This window comes from Bacillus sp. XF8, assembly GCF_017498755.1.
Taxonomy (GTDB): domain Bacteria; phylum Bacillota; class Bacilli; order Bacillales; family Bacillaceae_G; genus Bacillus_A; species Bacillus_A bingmayongensis.
This window is the reverse complement of sequence record NZ_JAGDQK010000036.1, coordinates 59797-86454: the sequence shown is the minus strand read 5'-3', so window position 1 is coordinate 86454 and position 26658 is coordinate 59797. Positions and strand designations below refer to the sequence as shown.

At 36.1% G+C, this 26658-nt stretch carries 26 protein-coding genes; 19 read left to right on the top strand and 7 right to left on the bottom strand.

All coding sequences use genetic code 11. The features are described from left to right. Positions 1-262: 262 nt before the first annotated feature. The 6 genes from gyrA to dnaA form a co-directional block, all read right to left on the bottom strand. On the bottom strand, positions 263-2734 hold the full coding sequence (gene gyrA / locus J4P91_RS21230) for a DNA gyrase subunit A (protein ID WP_207995722.1): 2472 nt from the start codon (positions 2732-2734) through the stop codon (positions 263-265). Between the two features lie 84 nt (positions 2735-2818). Then, the gene (gene gyrB / locus J4P91_RS21225) at positions 2819-4741 is read right to left on the bottom strand and encodes a DNA topoisomerase (ATP-hydrolyzing) subunit B (protein ID WP_017150101.1); all 1923 of its coding nucleotides are present in this window, start codon (positions 4739-4741) and stop codon (positions 2819-2821) included. A 38-nt stretch (positions 4742-4779) separates the two neighbouring features. Continuing rightward, positions 4780-5907, bottom strand: coding sequence for a DNA replication/repair protein RecF (gene recF, locus J4P91_RS21220; RefSeq protein ID WP_207995721.1), 1128 nt, complete (start codon positions 5905-5907; stop codon positions 4780-4782). Positions 5908-5919: 12 nt separating this feature from the next. Next, positions 5920-6132, bottom strand: coding sequence for a S4 domain-containing protein YaaA (gene yaaA, locus J4P91_RS21215; protein ID WP_003194149.1), 213 nt, complete (start codon positions 6130-6132; stop codon positions 5920-5922). A gap of 128 nt (positions 6133-6260) precedes the next feature. Beyond that, complete coding sequence (dnaN, locus tag J4P91_RS21210; protein WP_017150099.1) at positions 6261-7406, bottom strand: DNA polymerase III subunit beta; 1146 nt, start codon at positions 7404-7406, stop codon at positions 6261-6263. A 177-nt stretch (positions 7407-7583) separates the two neighbouring features. Beyond that, positions 7584-8924 carry a chromosomal replication initiator protein DnaA gene (gene dnaA / locus J4P91_RS21205; protein ID WP_207995720.1) on the bottom strand — a complete coding sequence of 447 codons (1341 nt, stop codon included), beginning with the start codon at positions 8922-8924 and terminating at the stop codon, positions 7584-7586. A gap of 563 nt (positions 8925-9487) precedes the next feature. On the opposite strand from dnaA, the gene rpmH reads away from it, so the two are divergent. The 10 genes from rpmH to J4P91_RS21155 all read left to right on the top strand — a co-directional run bounded on the left by rpmH (position 9488) and on the right by J4P91_RS21155 (position 18527). Next, a complete protein-coding gene (rpmH, locus tag J4P91_RS21200; protein WP_000831901.1) occupies positions 9488-9622 on the top strand; it encodes a 50S ribosomal protein L34 in 135 nt (44 codons plus the stop codon). A 76-nt stretch (positions 9623-9698) separates the two neighbouring features. Next, on the top strand, positions 9699-10046 hold the full coding sequence (rnpA, locus tag J4P91_RS21195) for a ribonuclease P protein component (RefSeq protein WP_017150097.1): 348 nt from the start codon (positions 9699-9701) through the stop codon (positions 10044-10046). A 58-nt stretch (positions 10047-10104) separates the two neighbouring features. Continuing rightward, positions 10105-10872: a YidC family membrane integrase SpoIIIJ gene (gene spoIIIJ, locus J4P91_RS21190; protein WP_207995719.1), complete on the top strand. Its 768-nt coding sequence runs from the start codon at positions 10105-10107 to the stop codon at positions 10870-10872. Further along, positions 10869-11486, top strand: a complete 618-nt coding sequence (gene jag / locus J4P91_RS21185; RefSeq protein ID WP_207995718.1) for an RNA-binding cell elongation regulator Jag/EloR — start codon at positions 10869-10871, stop codon at positions 11484-11486. Before spoIIIJ ends, jag begins: the two co-directional genes overlap by 4 nt. Positions 11487-11698: 212 nt before the next feature. Beyond that, positions 11699-13075: a tRNA uridine-5-carboxymethylaminomethyl(34) synthesis GTPase MnmE gene (gene mnmE, locus J4P91_RS21180; RefSeq protein WP_207995717.1), complete on the top strand. Its 1377-nt coding sequence runs from the start codon at positions 11699-11701 to the stop codon at positions 13073-13075. Between the two features lie 46 nt (positions 13076-13121). After that, on the top strand, positions 13122-15011 hold the full coding sequence (mnmG, locus tag J4P91_RS21175; protein ID WP_017150093.1) for a tRNA uridine-5-carboxymethylaminomethyl(34) synthesis enzyme MnmG: 1890 nt from the start codon (positions 13122-13124) through the stop codon (positions 15009-15011). 22 nt (positions 15012-15033) lie between these two features. Beyond that, positions 15034-15753, top strand: coding sequence for a 16S rRNA (guanine(527)-N(7))-methyltransferase RsmG (gene rsmG / locus J4P91_RS21170; RefSeq protein ID WP_017150092.1), 720 nt, complete (start codon positions 15034-15036; stop codon positions 15751-15753). 105 nt (positions 15754-15858) lie between these two features. Next, on the top strand, positions 15859-16731 hold the full coding sequence (gene noc, locus J4P91_RS21165; protein ID WP_017150091.1) for a nucleoid occlusion protein: 873 nt from the start codon (positions 15859-15861) through the stop codon (positions 16729-16731). A 190-nt stretch (positions 16732-16921) separates the two neighbouring features. Then, the gene (gene soj / locus J4P91_RS21160) at positions 16922-17683 is read left to right on the top strand and encodes a sporulation initiation inhibitor protein Soj (RefSeq protein ID WP_000516112.1); all 762 of its coding nucleotides are present in this window, start codon (positions 16922-16924) and stop codon (positions 17681-17683) included. Next, on the top strand, positions 17676-18527 hold the full coding sequence (locus J4P91_RS21155; protein ID WP_207995715.1) for a ParB/RepB/Spo0J family partition protein: 852 nt from the start codon (positions 17676-17678) through the stop codon (positions 18525-18527). The genes soj and J4P91_RS21155 overlap by 8 nt, the downstream gene beginning before the upstream one ends. A 20-nt stretch (positions 18528-18547) precedes the next feature. Here the strand turns inward: J4P91_RS21155 and yyaC are convergent, their stop codons facing one another. After that, positions 18548-19144: a spore protease YyaC gene (gene yyaC, locus J4P91_RS21150; RefSeq protein WP_207995714.1), complete on the bottom strand. Its 597-nt coding sequence runs from the start codon at positions 19142-19144 to the stop codon at positions 18548-18550. Positions 19145-19460: 316 nt separating this feature from the next. Here yyaC and J4P91_RS21145 point away from each other — a divergent pair, with 316 nt between their 5' ends. The 9 genes from J4P91_RS21145 (at position 19461) to rplI (ending at position 26640) form a co-directional block, all read left to right on the top strand. Continuing rightward, complete coding sequence (locus J4P91_RS21145; protein WP_207995709.1) at positions 19461-20318, top strand: mechanosensitive ion channel family protein; 858 nt, start codon at positions 19461-19463, stop codon at positions 20316-20318. Positions 20319-20338: 20 nt separating this feature from the next. Next, complete coding sequence (locus J4P91_RS21140; protein ID WP_016112820.1) at positions 20339-20536, top strand: DUF951 domain-containing protein; 198 nt, start codon at positions 20339-20341, stop codon at positions 20534-20536. A 115-nt stretch (positions 20537-20651) separates the two neighbouring features. After that, on the top strand, positions 20652-21752 hold the full coding sequence (gene ychF / locus J4P91_RS21135) for a redox-regulated ATPase YchF (protein ID WP_017150087.1): 1101 nt from the start codon (positions 20652-20654) through the stop codon (positions 21750-21752). Positions 21753-21944: 192 nt separating this feature from the next. Further along, positions 21945-22232 carry a 30S ribosomal protein S6 gene (rpsF, locus tag J4P91_RS21130; RefSeq protein ID WP_017150086.1) on the top strand — a complete coding sequence of 96 codons (288 nt, stop codon included), beginning with the start codon at positions 21945-21947 and terminating at the stop codon, positions 22230-22232. A 30-nt stretch (positions 22233-22262) separates the two neighbouring features. After that, positions 22263-22775 (top strand): single-stranded DNA-binding protein, encoded by a 513-nt coding sequence (gene ssb / locus J4P91_RS21125; RefSeq protein WP_017150085.1) that lies wholly within the window; start codon positions 22263-22265, stop codon positions 22773-22775. 45 nt (positions 22776-22820) lie between these two features. Next, on the top strand, positions 22821-23054 hold the full coding sequence (rpsR, locus tag J4P91_RS21120; RefSeq protein ID WP_000918874.1) for a 30S ribosomal protein S18: 234 nt from the start codon (positions 22821-22823) through the stop codon (positions 23052-23054). Between the two features lie 80 nt (positions 23055-23134). Continuing rightward, positions 23135-24073, top strand: coding sequence for a YybS family protein (locus J4P91_RS21115; RefSeq protein ID WP_207995708.1), 939 nt, complete (start codon positions 23135-23137; stop codon positions 24071-24073). A gap of 150 nt (positions 24074-24223) precedes the next feature. Beyond that, complete coding sequence (locus J4P91_RS21110; protein WP_017150083.1) at positions 24224-26197, top strand: DHH family phosphoesterase; 1974 nt, start codon at positions 24224-24226, stop codon at positions 26195-26197. After that, positions 26194-26640: a 50S ribosomal protein L9 gene (gene rplI / locus J4P91_RS21105; protein WP_207995707.1), complete on the top strand. Its 447-nt coding sequence runs from the start codon at positions 26194-26196 to the stop codon at positions 26638-26640. The genes J4P91_RS21110 and rplI overlap by 4 nt, the downstream gene beginning before the upstream one ends. Positions 26641-26658 lie beyond the last annotated feature (18 nt).

Here is a 26658-nt window from a genome sequence, read left to right as displayed (position 1 = left end):
AGGATCAAACTCTCCAATAAAGTTAGTTTGTCTAGCATCTAAAATAAAAATTGACGTTTCACGTTGTTTGTTTCGTTTAGTTTTCAAAGTTCAACATCGCGTTTCAGCGACTTTTATAATATAACATAATATATTGTTTTCGTCAACAAGTTTTTTTCGATAACTCGTATCTCTCATTTGCTGACTCTGCCTATTATATAGACTTTCCCGCTGCTATGCAAGTGTTATTCTAAAAAAAATAAGAGCGGGAAAATCCCCACTCTTATTCTTCAGAAGTTTCTTCGCTTCCCTCTTCTTCATCGTCTTCTTTTTGCGCTTTCGCTACCGTTGCTACTTCTTGTTCATTTTCCAAACGAATCAAGCGAACACCTTGCGTATTACGTCCCATTTGAGAAATTTGGTCGACTGGCATACGAATAATAACACCTGCAGCCGTAATTAACATGATATCTTCTTCACCCGTTACAGATTTAACTGCTACTAACTTACCGTTTTTATCTGTAATGTTACATGTTTTCAGACCCTTACCGCCACGACTTTGCAAGCGGTATTCCTCAACTGGTGTACGTTTTCCGTAACCATTTTTCGTTACAATTAAAACATTCATATTTTCTTCAACAATTTCCATACCTACAACTTGATCTTCATCACCTAGCGTAATAGCTTTTACACCCGCTGCATTACGTCCCATAGAACGCACATCTTGCTCATTGAAACGGATTAACATACCGTTACTTGTTCCAACGATAATATCCTTATCACCAGATGTTAAGCGTACAGAGATTACTTCATCCTCTTCACGAAGAGAAATTGCAATTAAACCATTCGTGCGTATATTTGCAAATGATGAAAGAGGCGTTCTCTTAGAAATACCTTGTTTTGTTGTAAAGAATAAGAATTGATCATCACCAAATTCACGAATTGGAATAATGGCATTGACCCACTCACCTTTATCTACTTCCAACAAGTTAATAATTGGTATACCTTTTGCCGTACGACTATACTCTGGAATTTCATATCCTTTTGTACGGTATACTTTACCCTTGTTTGTGAAGAATAAAATATGATCATGTGTAGACGTTGTCAATAAGTGCTCAACAAAGTCATCATCGTTCGTACCCATTCCTTGTACACCACGTCCCCCACGGTTCTGTGTTTTGTACGTAGAAGCTGGTAATCGTTTAATGTAACCATTATGAGTAAGTGTGATAGCGATATTTTGCTCTGGGATTAAATCTTCATCCTCAATAGATTCCATGCCGCCAATCGTAATTTCTGTTCGTCTCTCATCATTAAATCGTTCTTTTACTTCCGTTAATTCTTCACGAATAATTTCAAGAACCTTTTCTTCATCTGCTAGAATTGCTTTTAATTCAGCAATTAACTTCATTAAGTCTTGATATTCTTGCTCGATCTTTTCACGCTCTAATCCTGTCAAGCGTTGCAGGCGCATATCCAAAATTGCTTGCGCTTGTTTCTCGCTTAAACCGAAACGTTCCATCAATCCTTGCTTAGCAATATCAGCAGTTTTCGAACTACGTATTAAAGTAATTACTTCATCAAGATGATCTAAGGCAATTCGTAACCCTTCTAAAATATGAGCACGTGCTTCTGCCTTTTCTAATTCATAAGCAGTACGTCTACGAATTACTACCTTTTGATGCTCCAAATAATGGTATAAAGTTTGTTTTAAGTTTAATACTTGTGGCTCTCCGTTCACGAGCGACAACATATTAATACCAAAACTTGTTTGCAGTGCTGTATGTTTATATAAATTATTTAATAGTACATTGGCATTTGCATCACGACGTACTTCCATAACAACACGCATACCATTTCGATCTGATTCATCACGTAAATCTGTAATGCCTTCAATTTTTTTATCACGAACTAACTCTGCAATTTTTTCAATTAATCGAGCTTTATTAACTTGATAAGGTAGCTCTGTTACAATAATTGCTTGTTTTCCGTTTGCTTTTTCCTCGATTTCAACTTTTGCACGTAGCGTGATTGAGCCACGACCTGTTTCATATGCTCTTCGAATTCCACTTCTTCCTAAAATGAGACCCGCTGTAGGAAAATCTGGACCTGGAATATACTCCATCAACTCAGCAATTGTAATCTCAGGATTATGACTTAATGCTAGTACGCCATCAATTACTTCACCAAGCTGATGTGGTGGGATATTTGTTGCCATACCAACAGCAATACCTGTTGTACCATTCACTAACAGGTTAGGAAAGCGTGCAGGTAATACAATTGGTTCTCTCTCAGAACCATCATAGTTATCTTGGTAATCTATTGTATTTTTCGTAATATCACGCAATAATTCCATAGAAATCTTAGACATTCTCGCTTCTGTATAACGCATTGCCGCTGCTGAATCACCGTCGATAGAACCGAAGTTACCGTGGCCATCAACCAGCATATAACGTTGACTAAAATCTTGCGCCATACGTACCATTGTCTCATAAACAGCTGAATCACCGTGCGGGTGATACTTACCAATTACTTCACCGACAATACGCGCTGATTTTTTATATGCTTTATCAGCAGTAATCCCTAAATCATTCATTGCATATAAAACCCTGCGATGCACAGGTTTTAATCCATCACGAACATCTGGTAGTGCACGAGATACGATAACACTCATTGCGTAATCTAAAAATGAGGTACGCATTTCATGACTAATATTAACCTCTCGAATTCGTGCTTGTTGTTGATTGTCTGACATCAACTAGCACCTCCTCTTACATTTCCGTTACACATACATTGATTTATATGTAGAAGACAGGAACACTCAGATTCCTGTCATCACTTAAATATCAAGGTTTTTCACGTATTTTGCATTTTCTTGGATAAAGTTACGTCGCGGCTCTACTTTATCACCCATTAAAATTTCAAACGTTTCATCCGCTTCAATTGCATCTTGCAGAGAAACTTGAAGTAATGAACGTACTTCTGGGTCCATTGTCGTTTCCCATAATTGAGTTGGATTCATTTCCCCAAGACCTTTGTAACGCTGAATACCCGGTTTCGGCTGAGCTGGTAACTCTGCTAATATCTTTTCAAGCTCTTTATCGTTGTAAGCATATTGAATCTTTTTCCCTTGTTGCACTTTAAACAATGGTGGTTGTGCAATATATATATAACCATGTTCAATGATTTGACGCATATAACGATAGAAGAACGTTAATAATAGAGTACGGATATGCGCACCATCGACATCAGCATCGGTCATAATAATAACTTTATGATAGCGGGCTTTTTCAATATCAAAATCCCCGCCGATATTTGTACCAATCGCCGTAATGATCGTACGTACTTCATCGTTAGATAAAATTTTATCTAATCGTGCCTTTTCAACGTTAATAATTTTACCCTTTAGTGGTAAAATCGCTTGGAAATGGCGATCACGTCCTTGTTTTGCAGAACCTCCCGCTGAGTCACCCTCTACGATGTAAATTTCACTAATCGAAGGATCTTTAGAAGAGCAGTCCGCAAGCTTCCCTGGTAAACTAGATACTTCCAGCGCACTCTTTCGGCGTGTTAATTCACGCGCCTTCTTTGCTGCTACACGTGCACGTGCTGCCATTGTTCCTTTTTCTACAACTTTACGGGCAACATTTGGATTCTCTAGTAAAAACTTTTCGAACGCTTCTGAGAAAACAGACTCTGTAATCGTTCTCGCTTCACTATTTCCAAGCTTTGTTTTCGTTTGGCCTTCAAACTGTGGATTCGGATGTTTAATAGAAACAATTGCTGTTAACCCTTCACGTACATCTTCACCTGTTAGGTTACTATCAGCATCTTTTAAGATATTATTTTTTCGACCATAATCATTTATTACACGCGTTAGGGCAGTCTTGAAACCAACCTCATGTGTACCGCCTTCATACGTATGAATATTATTTGTAAATGAATAAATATTGTTTGTATAACCTTCGTTATATTGAAGAGAAACTTCAACTTGAATTCCATCTTTCGAGCCCTCTACATATACAGGTTCTTCATGAATCGGTTGTTTCGAGCGGTTTAAATGCTCAACATAAGATTTAATCCCACCTTCATAATGGAATTCTTTCTTTTGCTTATTTTCGCGTTTATCTTCAATTGTTAATTTAATATTACGATTTAAAAATGCTAGTTCACGCATACGAGTTGCTAATGTATCAAAATCGTATTCCGTAGTTTCTTTGAAAATTTCTGGGTCTGGCTTAAAACGAGTTACTGTTCCTGTATGATCTGTTTCACCAATTACTTTTAAATCCGCAACCGGAATACCTCTTTCATACTTTTGGTAATGAATTTTACCTTCACGATGTACAAATACTTCTAACTCTGTTGATAGAGCATTTACAACAGATGCACCTACACCATGCAAACCACCCGAAACTTTATAACCGCCACCGCCAAATTTACCACCTGCGTGGAGTACGGTCATAATAACCTCTACAGCAGGACGTCCCATTTTTTCCTGTATACCAACTGGAATACCACGACCATTATCCGTCACACGAATGCTATTGTCTTCTTCGATGCTAACGTTAATTTCATCACAGTATCCTGCTAACGCTTCATCAATACTATTATCTACGATTTCCCATACAAGATGATGGAGACCTTTTCCACTTGTAGATCCAATATACATACCCGGACGCTTTCGAACTGCTTCCAGTCCCTCAAGCACCTGTATTTGGCTTTCATCATACGAATTTTCCTGCATTTGCTTTTGTTCCATTGACACAAAGATCACCTACTTTTCCATTTAAACAGAAATTATGTTCTGTCTATTTCACAATCTACCGTGCCGTTCGTCACATGAATTGTTTTCGCTTGCTTCAATGTTTCGTGTTCAATCCCGTCGACACTCGTCGTTGTCACAAATGTTTGCACTTTTCCTTGAATTGTATTTAACAGATGTGATTGACGATAATCATCTAACTCTGATAATACATCATCTAATAAGAGGATTGGATATTCCTTAACCTCTGAATAAATCAATTCAATTTCAGCTAACTTTAGGGAAAGTGCGGTTGTTCGTTGTTGTCCTTGGGAACCAAAGACTTGAACATTTTTACCATTAACGAAGAATTGTAAATCGTCACGATGAGGACCAATTAAAGTTGTACCACGGAAAATTTCACGTTGTTTCACAGATTGAAAACTTTCATAGTATACTTCTTTTATTTTCGACAAATCCATTGATTCTGATACATCTACGCTCGGTTTATAGACTATTTCTAGTTCTTCTAATCCTCTACTAATACCACGATGAATTGGACCAGCCCATTCTTGTAGTAAATGCAGAAACTCAAAACGCTTTTGCAAAATTTTTGTACCATGTTCAATGAGTTGTAGTGTAAATACATCCAACATCGTTTCCTCATTTTTACTATTCCCTTGCATTTTTTTAAGCAAGTGATTTCGCTGCGTGAGCACTTTCTGATATTGACTTAATTCATACAAATAGACAGGAGCTATTTGTCCCAGTTCCATATCTAAAAAGCGTCTTCGTACTTGAGGGCTTCCTTTTACAAGATTTAAATCTTCTGGGGCAAACATAACAACATTCATTTCACCAATATATTGGCTTAACTTTTGTTGTTCTAGTTGATTTAATTTTGCCTTCTTCCCTTTTTTAGAAATATTTAATTCTAAAGACAAGGAACTGTTTCGCTTTTGTAATCTACCTTTTATTTTACCATAATCCTCATCCCACCGGATAAGTTCACGATCGTTCGAAGTTCGATGAGATTTGGCCATCGCTAATACATAAATAGCTTCCATCAAATTCGTTTTCCCTTGAGCATTTTCACCAATAATTACATTCACTTTATCCTCAAAGGAAAGATCTAGATATTCATAATTGCGATAATTTTTTAATTGTATTTCTGTAATATACAAAGGGCTCCCCCTTTATGCTTGAACTTGAAATGTTCCGTTCCCCGGAATTTCAACAATATCATTTGCATACAACTTTCGGCCTCTTCTATTTTCAAGCTCTTGATTAACATACACTTCGTACTCTTGTAAGAACCACTTAACAGCGCCACCTGTATCAATTACATCCGCTAACTTTAAAAATTGTCCTAGTGTAATGTACTCAGTTGAAATCTTAATACGTTTCATAAAATCGCTCACTTTCTGAAAGTGTTCATTCTTTCATTGTACTAAATAAACTAGCATTAGGAAAGTAATACCCGGAAAATCAAATAAGGGCCACTAGCACATTTAAACTAGCAACCCTCAACTCTTACTTAGTAAGTACGAACTGGTAAAATTAATTGGATGATGGAATCATCATTTACTGTGCGAATTAAGAATGGTCTCATCGCTCCAGTAAAACTAATTTTAATTTCTGTACTGTCTAATGCTTTTAATGCGTCCATCATATATTTTGCACTAAAGGAGATTTTTAATTCTTCCCCTTCTACTTTTTCGCATTGAACTTCCTCTACTACTTTCCCGATTTCTGGTGAATTCGAAGAAAGCTCTAGCATTTGCTCTTCTAACGTCGATAATTTTACAACATTATTACGACCATCTCTTGCTAGTAAAGAAGCACGATCAATTGCTTGTAAAAATTCTTTTGTATTTACAAATATGTCCGTTTTACTTTCTGCTGGAATTAGACGTGTTGTATCTGGGTAATTCCCTTCTAACAATCTTGAGAAGAATAATAAATGTTTCGTTCGGAATAATACTTGATACTCCGTAATAACGATATCTACCATTTCTTCAGACTCATCTAGAATTTTGCTCAATTCATTTAAACTTTTACCAGGGATAACAACATTTGCTTGAAACTCATCAGAAATTGTATGACCTTCAATCTTCGCTTTACGAAGTGCTAGTCTATGACTATCTGTTGCAATGCAAGTGAGTTCGCTGTTATATACCTTCCAGTTTACACCTGTCAAGATTGGACGAGTTTCTGAAGTTGAAACAGCAAATACAGTTTGACGAATCATATGTTTTAGTAAATCTGTAGGGATCTTAAATACATGATGTTCCTCAATTTGCGGTAATAATGGATATTCAGCAGAATCTAAACCATTTAAATTAAACTCTGATTTTCCAGATTTTATTTTTGTCATAAAATGATTTTCCACAGAAATTTCCACTGTGTCTTTTGGTAATTTTTTTACAATCTCACTAAAATATTTTGCTTGTAAAACAATACTCCCTGATTGTGCAATTTCAACAATTTCTTTTCCGTTTTCTTCAACTGGGATAAAAGATTCAATCGAAATATCAGCGTCACTTCCTGTTAATGTAACACCTTCTTCAGTTGCTACAACTTTAATTCCTGTAAGAATTGGAATTGTTGTACGAGAGGAAACTGCCTTCATTACATCTTGTACACTTCTTACAAGGTAGTCTTTTTGAATTGTAAAACGCATAGCGAAAACCTCCGGCAAGTATAAAATTTTATTTATTTAATAAAGATAAAAAATAGTAGTAATAGTAATAGGTCTTGTGGATATGTGGATAACTCCATTTAGAGACGGAAAAACAGTCTATCTACATGTGGATAGACTGTGCGTAAAACAAGGAAAGTTATTCACACTATTCAGCTACTACTTTAAAATATCATTGATTTCTTCAACTTGTTTTTGCAGTTGTGTATCGGTTTTTAATAGCTTTGAAATTTTTTCGTGCGCATGGATGACGGTTGTATGGTCACGTCCGCCAAATTCTTCGCCAATTTTAGGTAAAGATGAATCTGTTAACTCACGTGATAGATACATTGCAATTTGGCGAGGAAATGCGACTGATTTTGTGCGCTTTTTTGCTTTAAAGTCCTCTAATTTAACTTGAAAAACATCTCCAACTGCCTTTTGAATATCATAAATAGAAATAATCTTTGGTTTAGAATTTGGAATAATATCTTTAAGTGCTTCAGCAGCTAAGTCGGCATTGATATCTTTATTTATTAGAGATGAATAAGCAACAACTCGAATAAGTGCACCTTCTAGTTCACGAATGTTCGAGTCAATTTGATTTGCAATATAGAGCATGACTTCATTTGGGATGTCAAGGCCTTCCGCTTTCGCCTTTTTTCGTAAAATCGCAATTCTTGTTTCTAAATCTGGCGGCGTAATATCTGTAATAAGCCCCCACTCAAAACGGGAACGAAGGCGATCTTCTAATGTTGGAATCTCTTTTGGTGGTCGATCGCTTGAGATAACAATTTGCTTGCTTTCTTCATGTAGTGCATTAAATGTATGGAAGAACTCTTCTTGTGTTTGTTCTTTTCCAGCAAGGAATTGAATATCATCTATAAGTAAGACATCGACATTACGATATTTATTACGGAAATCGACGGCTTTATTATCACGAATTGAGTTAATAAATTCATTTGTAAATTTTTCTGATGATAAATAAACGACTTTGGCATTCGGATTATGCTCAATGACATAATGTCCAATTGCATGCATTAAGTGTGTTTTTCCAAGCCCAACTCCCCCGTAAATAAATAGCGGGTTATATGCTTTTGCTGGTGCTTCAGCGACTGCTAATGAAGCTGCATGAGCAAAACGGTTCCCAGAGCCAATAACAAATGTATCAAACGTGTATTTTGGATTTAACATGCTCTGTGGTAAGTGATTAGACTCATCATTTGTTCTTTTCTTTTTAGCAGGAGGAAAGTCAATCTCCTCTTCAGTTTGACTTTGGGGAATAATAAAGCGAATGTCTAGTTTTGCTCCTGTTAAATCATAGAGTGTTTCTGAAATGAGCTCTGAATAATGAGATTCTAGCCAGTCACGAGCAAATTCATTTGGAGCTGTAATCGTTAATACATCTTTTTTCAAAGCATGTGCCATGGTTGATTTCAACCATGTCTCATAACTTGGTTTACTCACCTTTTTTTCTAGTTCTTTCAAAGCACTATTCCATAAATCAGAGATATTTTCCAAAGGTGTCCCTCCTTTACAAAGATGGTAAAAGAATAAGGTTGTGCAACGATTGTACAACCTTAAAAATAATTAATGTATATTTATACGAAACGTATTTTAAAACCTAAAAACGTCGTTTGTATACGAGATAGAGTTTTCGACAAAAAATACACATGTGGACAACTATTTACCCACATGTGATTATAACTGTCCACATGTTATGCACAATTTGTGGATAAAATACAAGTGTGGAAAACTTGTTCAAGGTGAAAACACAACTATAATATCAAAAAAAGATAGCGATAGCAATGAATTTCAAAAAGTTATCCACAAAATCAATACCTTGTGGAATAAACTTGTCCACAACACGATATACTGTGTAAAAACGAAAAAATAATTTGTGGATATAAAAAAATGAAAAATACATTATCCACAAAGAAATAAAACAGCTGTGAAAAAAATTGTGAATAGGTTCAAAATGAATATTTGATGAAAATTTGGAGAACCATTGACATTTTCCTAGTTGATTAACTATAATTTATAAGACTGTCTTTAACAGATATTCCTCAGGGAGGTGTCATATAATGAAAAGAACTTACCAACCAAATAAACGTAAGCGCAGCAAAGTACATGGTTTCCGCAGCCGTATGAGCACAGCGAACGGACGTAAAGTGCTAGCAGCTCGTCGTCGTAAAGGAAGAAAAGTATTATCTGCGTAGACCACTGATCGTTCAGTGGTCTTTTTTTCTAGTAATAATGAATTTCCGCTGATGAAATACAGGAGTGTCAATTGATATGAAGAAAAAGAATCGTATAAAGAAAAATGATGAATTTCAGGCTGTTTTTCAAAATGGAAAATCAAATGCAAATCGTCAGTTTGTGGTGTATCAACTTGAAAAAGCGGAGCAACCATACTTTCGCATTGGTCTTTCTGTTAGCAAAAAGTTGGGAAATGCAGTAGTGCGTAATCGAATTAAGCGTATGATTCGCCAATCGATTGCAGAATTAAAAGATGAGATAGATTCTGGAAAAGATTTTGTTATAATAGCAAGGAAGCCTTGTGCAGATATGACATATGAACAATTGAAGAAAAGCTTAATTCATGCCTTTAAGCGCTCTGGTATTAAAATTACAAACAAGTAGCGTAGGAAAAGGGAAATGAATTACACTATATACATACCGAAACAAGGAGGAGCAGGCTGTGAAAAAGAAGATAGGCTTACTAGCCATGGTTATTGCTTTAATGGCGATCACTGCGGGCTGTAGTGAAGTGAATCAGCCGATTACACCGAAAAGCACAGGGATCTGGAATGAATATTTCGTATACCCGCTTTCTCAGTTAATCACATATTTTGCAAACTTATTTGGTAGTAATTATGGTTTAGCGATTGTTGTTACGACTCTTATTATTCGTTTTGCGTTATTACCATTAATGATTAAACAAACGAAGAGTACGAAAGCAATGCAAGCACTGCAACCAGAAATGGTGAAATTAAAAGAGAAGTATAGCTCTAAAGATCAAGCAACACAGCAAAAGCTGCAACAAGAAATGATGCAGTTGTATCAAAAGAATGGTGTAAACCCGTTAGCAGGTTGTTTACCAATCTTTGTTCAAATGCCGATTTTATTCGCATTTTATCATGCGATTATGAGAACGGAAGAGATTAGTAAACATACATTCTTATGGTTTGATTTAGGACAGGCAGATCCGTACTATATCCTTCCAGTTGTTGCGGCAATCACAACATTTATTCAGCAAAAGGTTGCTATGGCAGGTACTGCTGGACAAAATCCACAAATGGCAATGATGCTATGGCTTATGCCAATTATGATTTTAATCTTTGCAATTAACTTCCCGGCAGCATTATCTCTATACTGGGTAGTTGGTAACATCTTTGGTATCGCTCAAATGTATATGATCAAAGGGCCAGAAATTAAGGCTAGTAAGGCAGGAGGATCAAGCAAGTGAGTATAATTACTGCTAAAGGACAAACAGTCGAGCTGGCAGTACAAGATGCTTTAAGACAATTAAAGGTTTCAAGGGATCAAGTAGATGTGAATGTTGTTGATGAGGGTAAGAGAGGATTTCTAGGATTTATAGGGAATCGTCCAGCTATTGTAGAAGTTGTAGTGAAGAAAGATCCCATCCAAGAAGCTGAGCGATACTTACAAAGTGTTGTTCAGGAAATGGGTGTGGATGTGATGATTACGAAAAATGTAAAAGGTCGAGAAATTGAATTTACACTTTCTGGTAAAAATGTGGGAATATTGATTGGAAAAAGAGGACATACATTAAATTCTTTACAATATTTAACAAAACTTGTTGCGAATCGTAGTACAAAGCAATATATCGGTATCACAATTGATGCTGAAAACTATCGTAGTAAGAGAAAAGATACGTTAGAATCGCTTTCTTATCGGTTAGCAAAGCAGGTAATGGTAACTAAAAAAAATGTTGTGCTAGAACCAATGCCCTCTTTTGAGAGAAAAATTATCCATCAAGCATTATCCAATCATCCAAATGTAATTACAACTTCTGAAGGTAAAGAACCCCATCGACATGTTGTAATATCTTCCAAATAACCGGTTACTCATATGAGTGCCGGTTTTTTCTTGTGGATAATTAAAAACACTAAACTTATCCACTGTGAATAAGTTTAGTGTTTTTTACATGAGGACATAATAAAATGAGTTATTATTCTTTTGTAGATAGGTTCGTTATGGTATCCTAATAGTTTAGTGAAGGTAAAAATCATGTTGAAATAGAGAGAAATAAGCAAGCGAGGTGAAAGGACATGGATTTTGATACAATTGCTGCAATTTCCACGGCACTTGGAGAAGGGGCAATTGCCATTGTTCGAGTAAGTGGAGAGGATGCGATTGAAAAGGTCAATCGCATTTTTAAAGGGAAAGATTTAACGACAGTTTCTTCTCATACGATTCACTACGGTCATATTGTTGATTTAGATACAGATCAAGTAATCGAAGAAGTAATGGTGTCAATTATGCGAGCGCCAAAGACATTTACCCGTGAAAATATTGTAGAAATCAATTGTCACGGTGGTCTTGTTTCTGTAAATAAAGTATTACAACTTATTTTGGCTCAAGGAGTACGTTTGGCCGAGCCAGGTGAATTTACAAAGCGCGCATTTTTAAATGGGCGTATTGACTTGTCGCAAGCGGAAGCTGTAATGGATTTGATTCGTGCGAAAACAGATCGAGCGATGAACGTAGCAATTAATCAAATGGAAGGGCGATTATCTAAATTAATTGGTCGTCTTCGTCAAGAGATTTTAGAAACATTAGCTCATGTAGAAGTGAATATAGATTATCCAGAATACGATGATGTAGAAGAAATGACGCACAATATTTTAATTGAAAAAGCCACACATGTTCGTGGCGAAATTAAAAAAATATTGGAGACATCTAAGCAAGGGAAAATTTTACGAGAAGGAATTGCAACGGCAATTATTGGAAGACCAAACGTTGGGAAATCTTCGTTATTAAATAGCCTCGTTCAAGAGAAAAAGGCGATTGTGACGGATATAGCAGGCACAACGCGTGATGTCATTGAAGAGTACGTTAATGTTCGTGGTGTACCACTTAAACTTATTGATACGGCGGGGATCCGTGAAACGGAAGATGTCGTTGAACGAATTGGTGTAGAGCGATCAAAAGAGATGATGGGGCAAGCTGATTTAGTTCTAATTGTAGTAAACTATAGTGAAGCATTAACGACTGAAGATGAAGAATTATTCCGTGCGGTTCAAGGAAAAGACTTTATTGTTATTGTAAATAAAACAGATTTACCAAAGCAAATTGATATGGAACGTGTTACAGAATTATCAGGTAAAAATCGTATGATTACAACGTCCCTAATTGAGGAAAAAGGCGTAGATGAGCTAGAAAAGGCGATAGCAGATCTATTCTTTGAAGGAACAATTGAGTCGGCAGATATGACGTATGTTTCTAATGCAAGACATATCGGTTTATTAACACAAGCGGAAAAGACAATTGGAGATGCTATTGAGGCGATAGAGAACGGTGTTCCAATTGATATGGTTCAAATTGATCTAACAAGAACGTGGGAAATACTTGGTGAAATTACTGGTGATACTGTCCATGAAAGCCTAATCGATCAATTGTTTTCTCAATTTTGTTTAGGAAAATAACATATAGGTATTTTAGAAGGATAGATGATCTTAGGAGGAATAAATAATGGGATACAATGCCGGTTCTTACGATGTCATAGTAATCGGTGCAGGTCATGCAGGATGTGAAGCTGGTCTTGCAGCAGCACGAATGGGCTCAAAAACATTAATGTTAACAATTAATTTAGATATGGTTGCATTTATGCCGTGTAATCCTTCTGTTGGTGGACCAGCAAAAGGGATTGTTGTACGAGAAATTGATGCATTAGGCGGTGAAATGGGACGTAATATTGATAAAACTCACATCCAAATGCGTATGTTGAACACGGGGAAAGGTCCTGCTGTACGTGCTCTTCGTGCACAAGCAGATAAATTTTCATATCAACACGAATTAAAGAAAACGATTGAAGAAACGCCAAATTTAACATTACGTCAAGGAATGGTAGAGCGCCTAATTGTTGAGGATGATGTATGTAAAGGTGTAATTACACAATCAGGAGCTGAATATACAGCGAAAACAGTTGTAATTACAACTGGTACATTCTTACGTGGTGAGATTATTATGGGTGATTTGAAGTACTCAAGTGGTCCAAATAATCAGCAACCGTCTATCACATTATCTGAACATTTAGAGGAACTTGGCTTTGACCTTGTCAGATTTAAAACAGGTACGCCTCCTCGTGTGAATAGCAATACAATTGATTATAGTAAAACAGAAATTCAGCCGGGGGATGAAAAACCACGTGCATTTTCTTTTGAAACTACAAAATTTATTATGGATCAAATTCCATGTTGGCTAACATATACAAGCGAAGAGACACATCGTTTAATTGATCGAAACTTGCATCGTTCAGCTATGTATTCTGGTATGATTAAAGGAACAGGTCCACGTTACTGTCCTTCAATTGAAGATAAAGTGGTGCGATTTAATGATAAACCACGCCACCAAATTTTCTTAGAGCCGGAAGGTCGTAATACACAGGAAGTATATGTACAAGGTTTGTCAACAAGCTTACCGGAAGATGTGCAACGTGAAATGCTTAAAACGATTCCTGGTTTAGAAAATGTTGAGATGATGCGTACAGGTTATGCTATTGAGTATGATGCAATTGTACCAACGCAGCTGTGGCCGACACTTGAAACGAAAAAAATTAAAAACTTATATACAGCAGGTCAAATTAACGGTACGTCTGGCTATGAAGAAGCAGCAGGACAAGGAATTATGGCTGGAATTAACGCAGCATGCCGCTCCCTAGGGAAGAAAGAGGTTATTTTAGGTCGTTCAGATGCTTATATTGGTGTTTTAATTGATGACCTTGTGACAAAAGGGACGAATGAACCATATCGTCTTTTAACATCCCGAGCTGAATATCGTTTATTATTGCGTCATGATAATGCGGATCTTCGTTTAACGGAAATTGGTCATGAAATTGGCTTAATTCCAGAAGAGCGCTATGAGCGTTTTAGCGCGAAAAAGGAACAGATTGATCAAGAAAAATCCCGTTTAGAAAGCATTATTATTAAACCGCGCCCCGAAGTGCAAGAATTAATTCGCAGTGTTGGTGGAAGTGAATTAAAGGATGGAATACGTGCAAGTGACTTACTACGTCGTCCGGAAATGACGTATGAACATATTCGCATTCTTGCACCAAGTGAAGTGGAAATACACGATGAAATCGCAGAGCAGGTAGAAATTCAAATTAAGTATGAAGGATATATTGAAAAATCCTTACAACAAGTAGAACGTATGAAGAAAATGGAAAGCAAAAAGATTCCTGTCGACATTGATTACGATGCAATTTCTGGAATCGCTTCTGAAGCGAGACAAAAATTAAAAGATGTTCGTCCTCTGTCTATGGGGCAAGCGTCCCGTATTTCCGGAGTAAATCCAGCTGATATTTCCATTTTACTTGTGTATATCGAACAAGGAAAAATTGCGCGAGTATCGAACCAATAAATAAGTAAGGAGATATGGCAAGATGAACATAGAACAATTTCAATCTATGCTAGGAGAAAGAGGGATTACCCTTTCTCCTAGGCAATTAGAGCAATTTGAAATCTACTTTGAAACATTAGTGGAATGGAATGAGAAAATGAATTTAACAGCTATTACAGAGAAAGAGGAAGTGTATTTAAAACACTTTTTTGACTCGATTACAGCTGCTTTTTATAATGATTTTTCAAAACCATTTTCTATTTGTGATGTCGGTGCAGGTGCTGGATTTCCAAGTATTCCATTGAAAATTTGTTTCCCGCATTTAAAAGTAACGATTGTGGATTCATTGCAAAAACGCATCAATTTTTTAAATCATTTAGCGCAAAAATTAGAGTTAAGTGATGTTGCATTTTGCCATGATCGTGCTGAAACATTCGGGAAAAAAGAAAGTGTACGTGAATCGTTTGATATCGTGATGGCGCGTGCAGTAGCACGTCTTTCTGTACTGAGTGAGTTATGTTTACCTCTTGTAAAAGTAGGTGGGACATTTATCGCTATGAAAGGTGCAGCTGCCAATGAAGAGATTGAAAATGGTAAGTATGCTTTAGAAGTGCTTGGCGGTGAGCTAAAAGAGATGTCTACTTTCCAATTACCATTTGAAGAAAGTGAACGTAACATTTTATCAATCGTGAAAAAGCGCAAGACACCAAAGAAATATCCGCGTAAGCCAGGGACACCCAATAAATTACCTATTGAAAAATAAATCTTATTAGACGTAAGATTAAATTATATAAATGAAAACGTAAATGTTTCATAGGAAACATTTCTGTGTAGGACATTCAATAGGCCCAAAGGTGGTGGAATATGTATGAAAAATACGTTTTCTCGTTTATTTGGCTTTGGAGATAAAGAGAGCGAATTCGAATTACAAGACGAAAGCCATGAAGAAATAGATAAAAAGATACATGAAGAAATACAAGAAATTCCGATAGCTAATATCATTCCAAATCGTTATCAACCACGTACAGTTTTTGATGACGCACGAATTGATGAACTTGCCTTGACCATTCGTACACATGGACTTATTCAACCAATTGTTATAAGGCAATATGAAGACGATAAGTATGAAATTATTGCCGGGGAAAGACGTTTTCGTGCTGCGACGAAATTAGGTTGGGAAAAGGTTCCGGCAATTATTAAAAACTTAAATGATACGGAAACAGCTTCTGTTGCTCTAATTGAGAACTTGCAACGTGAAGAGTTAACAGCAATTGAAGAGGCTGTTGCTTATCAAAAGCTAATTGAGTTACATAATTTAACACAAGAGGCATTAGCACAGAGGCTAGGAAAAGGACAATCAACAATCGCAAATAAGTTGCGATTATTAAAGCTGCCTGAAGAAATTAAACGAGCATTGTTAGAAAAGAATATTACAGAACGTCACGCTCGTGCTCTTATTCCTTTAAAAAATGAAGAATTGCAGTTGAAGGTTTTACAGGAAATTGTAGAAAAGCAATTGAATGTAAAACAGACCGAAGAACGTATTGCTAAGCTACTGGAGGAAGTAAAACCAAAGCGTAAGGCAAAACAGAAAGCGGTAAGTCGTGATATGCGAATTGCGATGAATACAATTAGACAATCTTTGCAAATGGTTGCAAATAGTGGATTGAACGTAAATTCTGAAGAAGAAGAATTTGATGAGTACTATCAGATCACAATTAAGATTCCTAAAAAAAAATAATTCATATGTGATAGAGATCTCACCCTTTGGGAGAGGTCTTTTTTCCTATATTTTTCTTCCTAAATGAAGAAGGAGTTTTAGAATAAATTTTGAAGTTTAATAAGGATGCAAAAGAAAAATTTTCATTTCATGTTACAATAAACATAATTATTTTTAGAATAAGACAGAAAGGTTGAAAGTAGGTGACATCATGGGAAAAATCATTGCTATTGCTAATCAAAAAGGCGGTGTAGGAAAAACAACAACGTCTGTTAACCTAGGAGCTGGATTGGCACAGGTAGGAAAAAAAGTACTGCTTATTGACATTGATGCTCAGGGGAACGCAACGACAGGTGTAGGAATTGAAAAGTCGGAGTTAGATCAATGTATTTATAATGTCCTTGTAGAAGATGCAGAGGTTCAAGGGGTTATACAAAAAACCGCAACTGAAAACTTAGATGTTCTACCTGCTACAATTCAATTGGCAGGTGCTGAGATTGAACTGGTACCAACCATTTCCCGGGAAGTTCGTTTACAGAGGGCTTTGCAGCCAATTCGTAATGAATATGATTATATTATTATTGATTGTCCCCCATCTTTAGGCTTATTAACAATTAATGCACTAACGGCAGCGGATTCCGTTATTATTCCTGTTCAGTGTGAATACTACGCATTGGAAGGGTTGAGTCAATTACTAAATACAGTTCGACTTGTACAAAAGCACTTAAATAAAAATTTAGCAATTCAAGGTGTACTGTTAACGATGTTAGATGCACGTACAAATTTAGGGATTCAGGTTATAGATGAAGTGAAGAAATATTTTCGAGATAAAGTATATCGTTCTATTATTCCACGCAATGTTCGTTTAAGTGAAGCTCCAAGTCATGGGAAACCAATTATGCAGTATGATGCTAAATCAAGGGGTGCAGAAGTATATATAGATTTAGCAGAGGAAGTGATTGCTGGTGGCTAAAGGATTAGGAAGAGGGATTAATGCGTTCTTTCCAGATTTAGATGTGAAAGAGGAAGAGAAAATTCAAGAAATTGCACTAAATGAATTAAGGCCAAACCCCTACCAACCGCGTAAAAACTTTCAAAAAGAAGCAATTCAAGAATTGGCAGCATCTATTAAAGAACATGGCATTTTACAACCTTTGATCGTAAGGAAAAGTATTAAAGGATACGAAATTGTTGCTGGTGAACGAAGATACCGTGCTGCAAAAGAGGCACGCCTTGAAACAGTTCCAGCTGTCGTTCGAGAATTAAATGAACAGCAAATGATGGAATTTGCCTTGTTAGAAAATTTACAACGTGAAGATTTAAATCCAATGGAAGAAGCTTTGGCATATCAAATGCTAATGGATGAGCTAAATGTAACGCAAGAGCAATTAGCAAAGCGTCTTGGAAAAAGTAGACCGTATATTGCTAATTATGTTCGGTTACTTACCCTTCCTTCATTTGTTCAAGAAATGATTGCAGATGGAAATCTATCCATGGCACATGGACGGACATTACTTACAATAAAAGACGAAGAACAGCTAAAGTCTTTATTGAAGCGTATTGAAAAGGAAGGATTAAATGTTAGGCAGTTAGAGCAAATTGTTCAGCAGATGCATCAGCGAGTTTCACGTGAAACAAAGAAAGTGAAGCAAGAACGAAATATATTTTTCGAAGAACGTGAAACGTTGTTAAGAGAAAAATTTGGAACAGGTGTAAAAATTAAAGAAACAAAAAAAGAAAAAGGAAAAATTGAAATAGAATTTTTCGATAAAGAAGATTTAAATCGCATTTTAGAACTATTATCTGGGGAAAACTGAAAAGCAAACCATCTTTTTATTTATAGATGGTTTGCTTTTTTTAATACGGATAATTTTTGATCTGTTTCCTTTATACTTTGGGCAATAACGTCTGCCATTTTCATAACGAGACTTAATCTTGTATTTTGTAAGACAAAAAACTCCATGAAACCATTTAAATTTACGATACCATGTATATGTAGCTTGCCGATTTCTGGTAATTTTTTATTCATTGCTGCTCCAGGTTTACTAGGCCCTTCACCAACAGTTATGGAACCAATGTTTTGAGATTTTCCAAGACAAGCATCAATTGCAATAATAAAAGAATCAGGAAATGAAGTTTGTATATTCTGAATATTATCCTCGAGATTTAGTGCATGAATTGGTTCATCAAGTGTGCCGAATACGTGGAGATTTTGAATGTTCATTTGTTCTAGTTTAGATCCGACCAACGGGCCAAGTGCGTCACCAGTTGAACGATCTGTTCCAATACAAATTAGGATGAGAGATGTATTTGGACTAAGAGGTATATGTGAGAGAAGAAAATCACTAATTATTGTACAAGCTTCTAAATCGTGATGCATAATATTTCGCGATTCTTTTTCAAAAAAAGGTAATCGGAAATTCCTTATATTCATGAATCATCCATCCTTTTGATAAATTTTACGATTCAATGTAAAAGTTTTTGGTTGTAGAATTTATTTTATAAAGCTTCAGTAATTGTGATGTTAATTCTCGGTAATTAAAGAAAAAATTAATATGGAAAATTATTTTGCAAGCCGTTTATAAAACCGTAAATAATAGTACTAGTATATATATTTTTATGCCATTTTATACCTCAATCAAAGTGAATCAGTAAAAATACTGTAATAAAATTTTTATCAGAAATAGGGAGAATTTCTGATAAAATAAAGAATGAATAAAAAGACATTTTGGTCGGGGAGGTAGGGACACATGAATTTATTACAACGATGGTTTGATTCCATAGATTGGTCTAATATAGGAATGGGCGCACTAAAAATAGTAATTATTTTAGTGCTTGGTACAATAGTAGTTCGTATTGCTAGGGCAATTGTTAGAAATGCATTTCGTATGGGAAATCGCTCACCAATTCAAATTTCAGAGCGTCGTACACTTACAATAGCTAAATTGCTTGAAAATATTGTAGCATACGTTGTTATATTTATTATGTTAATTGCGATTTTAGGGGTATTCCATATTAATGTGGCAGGTTTATTAGCAGGGGCTGGAGTAGTCGGTTTAGCAATTGGTTTTGGTGCTCAAAGTTTAGTGAAAGATGTCATTACAGGAGCATTTATTTTGTTAGAAGATCAATTTTCAGTAGGTGATTATGTACGCATTGGTCAATTTGAAGGTGCTGTATTAGAAATTGGATTGCGTACAACTAAGATAAAAAGTTGGACAGGAGAAATCAATATTTTACCTAATGGAAGTATTATACAAGTGACAAACTTTTCTGTTAGTAATAGTGTTGCATTTGTCGATGTATCGATTTCCTATGATAGTGATATTGCGCGTGCAGAGCAAATAATTGAAGAGTTATTAGAAGAATTACCAGAAAAATATGAGCAAATGGTAGAAACACCGCAATTATTAGGTGTTCAAACGCTTGGTGCATCTGAAGTTGTGCTTCGTGTAATTGCTGAAGTAGAACCGATGCAGCATGCACCTATCGCTAGAGCGCTTCGTAAAGAAATTAAAAATCGCCTTGATTTACACGGCATTGAGATTCCATATCCACATATGGTTTTATATAATCGTAAAGAGATGGTTAATCAAAAAGCAAATTAATGACGAGGGGAGTTTGGAGAGTGGAGCAAAAGCAATATAACTTGTACGATGTTGTGGAAATGAAGAAAGCCCATCCGTGTGGTGCAAATCGTTGGAAAATTATTCGTATGGGAATGGATATCCGCATTAAGTGCGAGGGATGTGGCCATTCGGTAATGATTCCTCGAAGAGAGTTTGATCGCAAAGTGAAAAAAATTCTTGTAAAGCACGAAGAATAGAGAAAAAGTAGCAGCTGCTCCAGGCAGCTGTTACTTTTTTGAACTTTTAGGGAACTTGTCATTTTATTCGTTACTATCTATAATGATGGAAGATTGAGACATAGGAGTGAAAAATATGGGATTAACGGCTGGGATTGTTGGTTTGCCAAACGTAGGAAAATCAACATTATTTAATGCAATTACACAAGCGGGAGCAGAATCTGCAAACTATCCATTCTGTACAATTGATCCGAACGTAGGGATTGTAGAAGTACCAGATGAACGCTTAAATAAACTAACGGAACTAGTAGAACCGAAAAAAACTGTTCCAACTGTATTTGAATTTACTGATATTGCAGGTATCGTAAAGGGTGCAAGTAAAGGTGAAGGACTAGGAAATAAATTCTTATCTCATATTCGCCAAGTAGATGCAATTTGCCAAGTTGTTCGTTGTTTTGAAGATGAAAATATTACACACGTTTCAGGAAAAGTAGATCCAATTGATGATATTGAAACAATTAATTTAGAGCTAATCTTAGCTGACTTGGAATCTGTTGATAAGCGTATTGAACGTGTAGCAAAATTAGCAAGACAAAAGGATAAAGAGGCGGTATACGAACACGAGATTTTAGTCCGTTTAAAAGAAGCATTCGAAGCAGGTAAACCAGCTCGTACTGTTGAATTTACAGACGAACAAATGAAAATCGTTAAAGGTCTTCACTTATTGACAACAAAAGAAATGCTTTACGTAGCCAATGTAAGTGAAGATGATATTATGGATCCATCTGAAAACGAATATGTAAAGATGGTAAAAGAATTTGCAGCAAATGAAAATTCACAAGTAATTGTTGTTTGTGCAAAAATTGAATCGGAAATCGCTGAGCTAGACGAGGAAGAGAAAAAAGTATTCCTTGAAGAGTTAGGTATTGAAGAATCAGGTTTAGACCAGTTAATTCGTGCTGCGTACGACTTATTAGGCTTAGCTACTTATTTCACAGCTGGTGTACAAGAAGTACGTGCATGGACATTCAAACAAGGCATGAAGGCACCTCAATGTGCTGGGGTTATTCATACAGACTTTGAACGTGGATTTATTCGTGCTGAAACAGTTTCATATGATGATTTAATGGAGAACGGCTCTATGACAGCTGCTAAGGAAGCAGGAAAAGTGCGTTTAGAAGGAAAAGAATATATCGTAAAAGATGGAGATGTTATGCACTTCCGCTTTAACGTGTAATTCAATATTTCCTAGGAAAAATAGAGGTATAAACTTGGTGAACATGTCATATGTTTGCCAAGTTTTTTATTTATTGGTTAGTTGATTCATCTAACTTACTATGATATAATCTAAACTCGTGAGTAATTACTATATAATTAATTGCTCCTTGCCCATTATGGGCCGTTTAGACCAAAAGGAGGTGAAAGTGTAATGAAAAAGTACGAAATCATGTACATCATCCGTCCAAATATGGAGGAAGAAGCTCAAAAAGCTTTAGTTGAGCGCTTCGCAGGCGTTTTAACTAACAATGGTGCAGAAATCATTAACACGAAAGAGTGGGGTAAGCGTCGTTTAGCTTACGAAATCAACGACTTACGTGACGGTTTCTACATGATCTTAAACGTAAATTCTGATGCAGAAGCTGTTAAAGAATTCGATCGTTTAGCTAAGATCAACGAAGATATCCTTCGTCACATCGTTGTTAAAGAAGAAGAATAATAATTAAGATATATAGGGAGAGTGGTTCGATTGATGAATCGTGTTATCCTCGTTGGTCGTTTAACTAAGGACCCTGACTTACGTTACACGCCCAATGGTGTTGCGGTAGCTACTTTCACGTTAGCTGTAAATCGCGCATTTGCGAATCAACAAGGTGAGCGTGAAGCTGACTTTATTAATTGTGTAATATGGCGTAAACAAGCAGAAAACGTGGCGAATTATTTGAAAAAAGGTAGCTTAGCAGGCGTAGATGGACGTCTTCAAACTCGTAATTATGAGGGACAAGATGGTAAACGTGTATATGTAACAGAAGTTCTTGCGGAGAGCGTACAATTTTTAGAGCCGCGTAATAGCGGTGGGGAGCAACGTGGTTCATTCAATCAGCAACCATCAGGAGCTGGTTACGGTAACCAAGGCTCTAACCCATTTGGTCAATCTGGTAATTCAGGTAACTCAGGTAACTCTGGATTTACGAAGAATGACGATCCATTTTCAAATGTAGGTCAACCGATTGATATTTCGGACGACGATTTACCATTCTAATGGTATAGATCGGTTATTTTTAACAAAGAATGGAGGGAAATAGACATGGCAGGACGCAAAGGTGGACGTGCGAAACGTCGTAAGGTGTGTTTCTTCACTTCTAACGGCATCACTCGCATCGACTATAAAGATGTTGATTTATTAAAACGTTTCGTTTCTGAGCGTGGTAAAATTTTACCTCGTCGTGTAACAGGAACAAGCGCAAAATACCAACGCAAACTTACAGTTGCAATTAAACGTGCTCGTCAAATGGCACTTTTACCATATGTTGGTGAATAATAGCGTATGAAATGCACAGTAGAGTGAGACTCTACTGTGCATTTTGCTATGCTTTTCTTTTTGGAAAGAGAGGTTAAAGGATGAAACGTACAAGGCTCATTACAGAGGGAGCGGTTTTATTAGCGGTATATGCTGTACTGCTTTTAATATCCCTATATATTCCGATTGTAAGTATTGTTGCGATATTTGCATTACCCCTACCATTTCTATTGTTTATGGTAAGATATTCGTTTTCTAGTACGTGTATGCTTTTTGCAGCTGCACTTCTTGTTACCATTATTGTTAGTTCTCCGCTTAGTCTTGTGAATACATGTATGTCTGGCATAATAGGTGTTGCTTTAGGATATATGTATAAGAAGAAAAAAGGACCAGTGGAAATATTGTTAGTAGGAATGCTTGCATATTTGTTTAGTTTTGTTCTTATTTATGTTGTAAGTATAAAACTTTTTAACATAGATTTAATTAAGCAAATGCAAGATATGTTTAAAGAAGGAATGGAACAAAGTGAGAAGATAATGAAAGCTACCGGTGCGCCGATTAGTAAAGAGCAAAAAGATTTATTCGGACAGTTTAGTGATATGATCCGGATGCTTCTACCAAGTTTACTTGTAATGGTTTCTTTAATCTTTTCTTGGTTGACGGTCTTGATGGCGGGGAATGTTTTAAGAAGATTGAAGTATACTGTAACACCGTGGTCTAAATTTCGAGATATGCAATTGCCGAAGAATATTGTTTGGTATTACGTTATATTTATTTTGCTTTCCACTTTTATAAAGGTGGAATCAGGTTCATATTTAGACATGGCATTCACTAATCTATATACTATTTTTTCTTTGTTACTCGCATTTCAGGGATTTTCATGTATAGCCTTTTTTGCACATATAAAAGGCTATACGAAGGCGATTCCTATTATTAGCTTTGTTTTAGTTATGATTGTTCCTATCTTGTTTCCTCTTGTAACAATCTTAGGTATAATTGACTTAGGCTTCTCGTTACGTTCTAAAATACAATCAAAATAGATGAAAATGGGAGAGTGTTATATTAGCTTTTTGCATTACAGGTTTCGTAGTGAAAGTTTAACTTGAGGGCGTTTAATTTGTTCAACTAACCAGAGGTAAAAATGAATTAATTTCTACTTAGGTTAGTTTTACTTTATAGGAGTTGGATACATGCCTGAATTTTATAAGAGACAGCGGTTTTTATATCCTGTTTATGTATTGGCATTTTTTATATTTGTGCTTATTACCATTCTCGGTTGTTTTAACTGGATGATGGGAATGGCCGCTTTTTTTATTTTTTGTATTGTCCTCTTTTTTGTAATTCGATCTGAGCTTGCCTTTCAGAGGAATTTTGAAAAGTACACAACGGATATGATTACAAGGGTAAAGAAAGTAAGTAATGAAGCGTTTAATCAAATGCCAATTGGTATTTTGTTATACAATAGGGATTATGGAATTGATTGGTCAAATCCTTATTTATCTTCTTGTCTAGGGCAACATTCCTTAGCGGGATGGCATTTGTATGATGTATCAGAAACGTTACTTCTCTTTATTAAAGGAGAAACGGCTGATGATATTGTATCATTAAATAATCGTAAATTTCGTGTGTTTGTAAGGAAAGAAGAAAAGTTAATTTACTTCTTTGATGTAACAGAGCAAACAGAAATTGAAAAAATGTATGAAGATCAGCGTACAGTTCTCGCGATTATTTATTTGGACAACTATGATGAAGTTACACAAGGATTGGATGATCAATTACGTACGAATATCACGAGCCTGGTGACATCACGCTTAAATGAGTGGGCTATCAAATATGGTGCATATTTAAAACGGGCTTCTTCAGAGCGTTTCTTCGTTGTGTTAAATGAAAGTATTTTGGCACAAATGGAGAAAGGAAAGTTTGATATTTTAGATCAAGTACGTGAAGAAACATCAAAAAGAAATATTCCACTTACATTAAGTATTGGTGTAGGATCGGGCGATTTATCTTTATCAGAGCTTGGAGCAATGGCGCAATCTGGTTTAGACCTTGCTTTAGGACGAGGCGGAGATCAGGTTACGATTAAACAAGCAACAGGTAAAGTGAAATTTTATGGTGGTAAAACAAATCCTGTTGAAAAACGCACGCGTGTACGTGCAAGGGTTATCTCGCATGCATTAAAAGATTTAGTATTAGAGAGCAGTAATGTTATTATAATGGGGCATAGGGCTCCTGATATGGATGCAATTGGTGCAGCAATTGGAATTTTAAAAGTAGCGCAGTTAAACGAGCGTGAAGGGTACATTGTATTAGATGAGAATGATTCTGATAAAGGTATTAAACGTTTAATGGATAAAGTGAAACAAAATGAGGAATTATGGTCTCACTTTATTACGCCACAACAGGCTATGGAGTTTGCAACGGATGATTCATTGCTTGTTGTCGTTGATACTCATAAACCTTCCATGGTGATGGAGGAAAAGCTTTTGCATAAGATTGAAAACGTAGTTGTGATTGACCATCATCGCCGTGGTGAAGAATTTATTGAGGATCCTCTTCTTGTATACATGGAGCCATATGCGTCTTCGACAGCCGAGCTTGTAACAGAACTTCTTGAATATCAGCCGAAACGTTTAAAAATGACAATGTTAGAAGCGACAGCATTACTGGCTGGTATTATAGTAGATACAAAAAGCTTTACTTTCCGGACAGGTGCTCGTACATTTGATGCAGCTTCTTACCTACGTTCGCATGGAGCGGATACAGTTCTTGTGCAAGAATTACTGAAAGAGGATATGGAGCAGTATTTACGAGTTGCAAAAACGATTCAAAATGCTTACATTTATAAAAATGGAATTGCGATTGCCAAAGTAGTTGGTGATGAATATTACGATCAAGTATTAATTGCGCAATCAGCTGATACATTATTGACGATGACAGGAGTAATTGCATCTTTTGTTATTGCAAAACGTGGGGAAAGCTTTATCGGAATTAGTGGACGTTCTTTAGGTGAAGTAAACGTACAGCTAATCATGGAAAATTTAGGTGGCGGCGGACATTTAACAAATGCTGCTACACAGATGAAAAATATAACGGTCGATGAAGCTGAAGATAAACTTCAATTTGTTATTGATGACTATTTACAGGGAGGCACACAATCATGAAAGTAATTTTTCTAAAAGACGTAAAAGGTAAAGGGAAAAAAGGAGAAGTAAAAAATGTACCGGACGGTTATGCAAATAACTTCTTATTAAAACAAGGATTAGCTGCTGAGGCAACTAACAGTAGCATGAAAACATTAGAGGCGCAAAAGCGTAAAGAAGAAAAAGATGCAGCGGCTGAACTTGAAAATGCTAAAAAATTAAAAGAAACTTTAGAAAAATTAACTGTAGAGTTAAAAGCAAAATCTGGTGAAGGTGGTCGCTTATTCGGCTCTATTACAAGTAAACAAATTGTAGATGCAATGCAAAAAGCACATAATATTAAGCTTGATAAACGTAAATTTGAAATGGACGATGCAATCCGTGCGTTAGGATATACAAATGTAATTGTAAAATTGCATCCGCAAGTAACAGCGACAGTAAAGGTTCATGTTAGTGAACAATAAAAATAAGTTAGGCAAGGA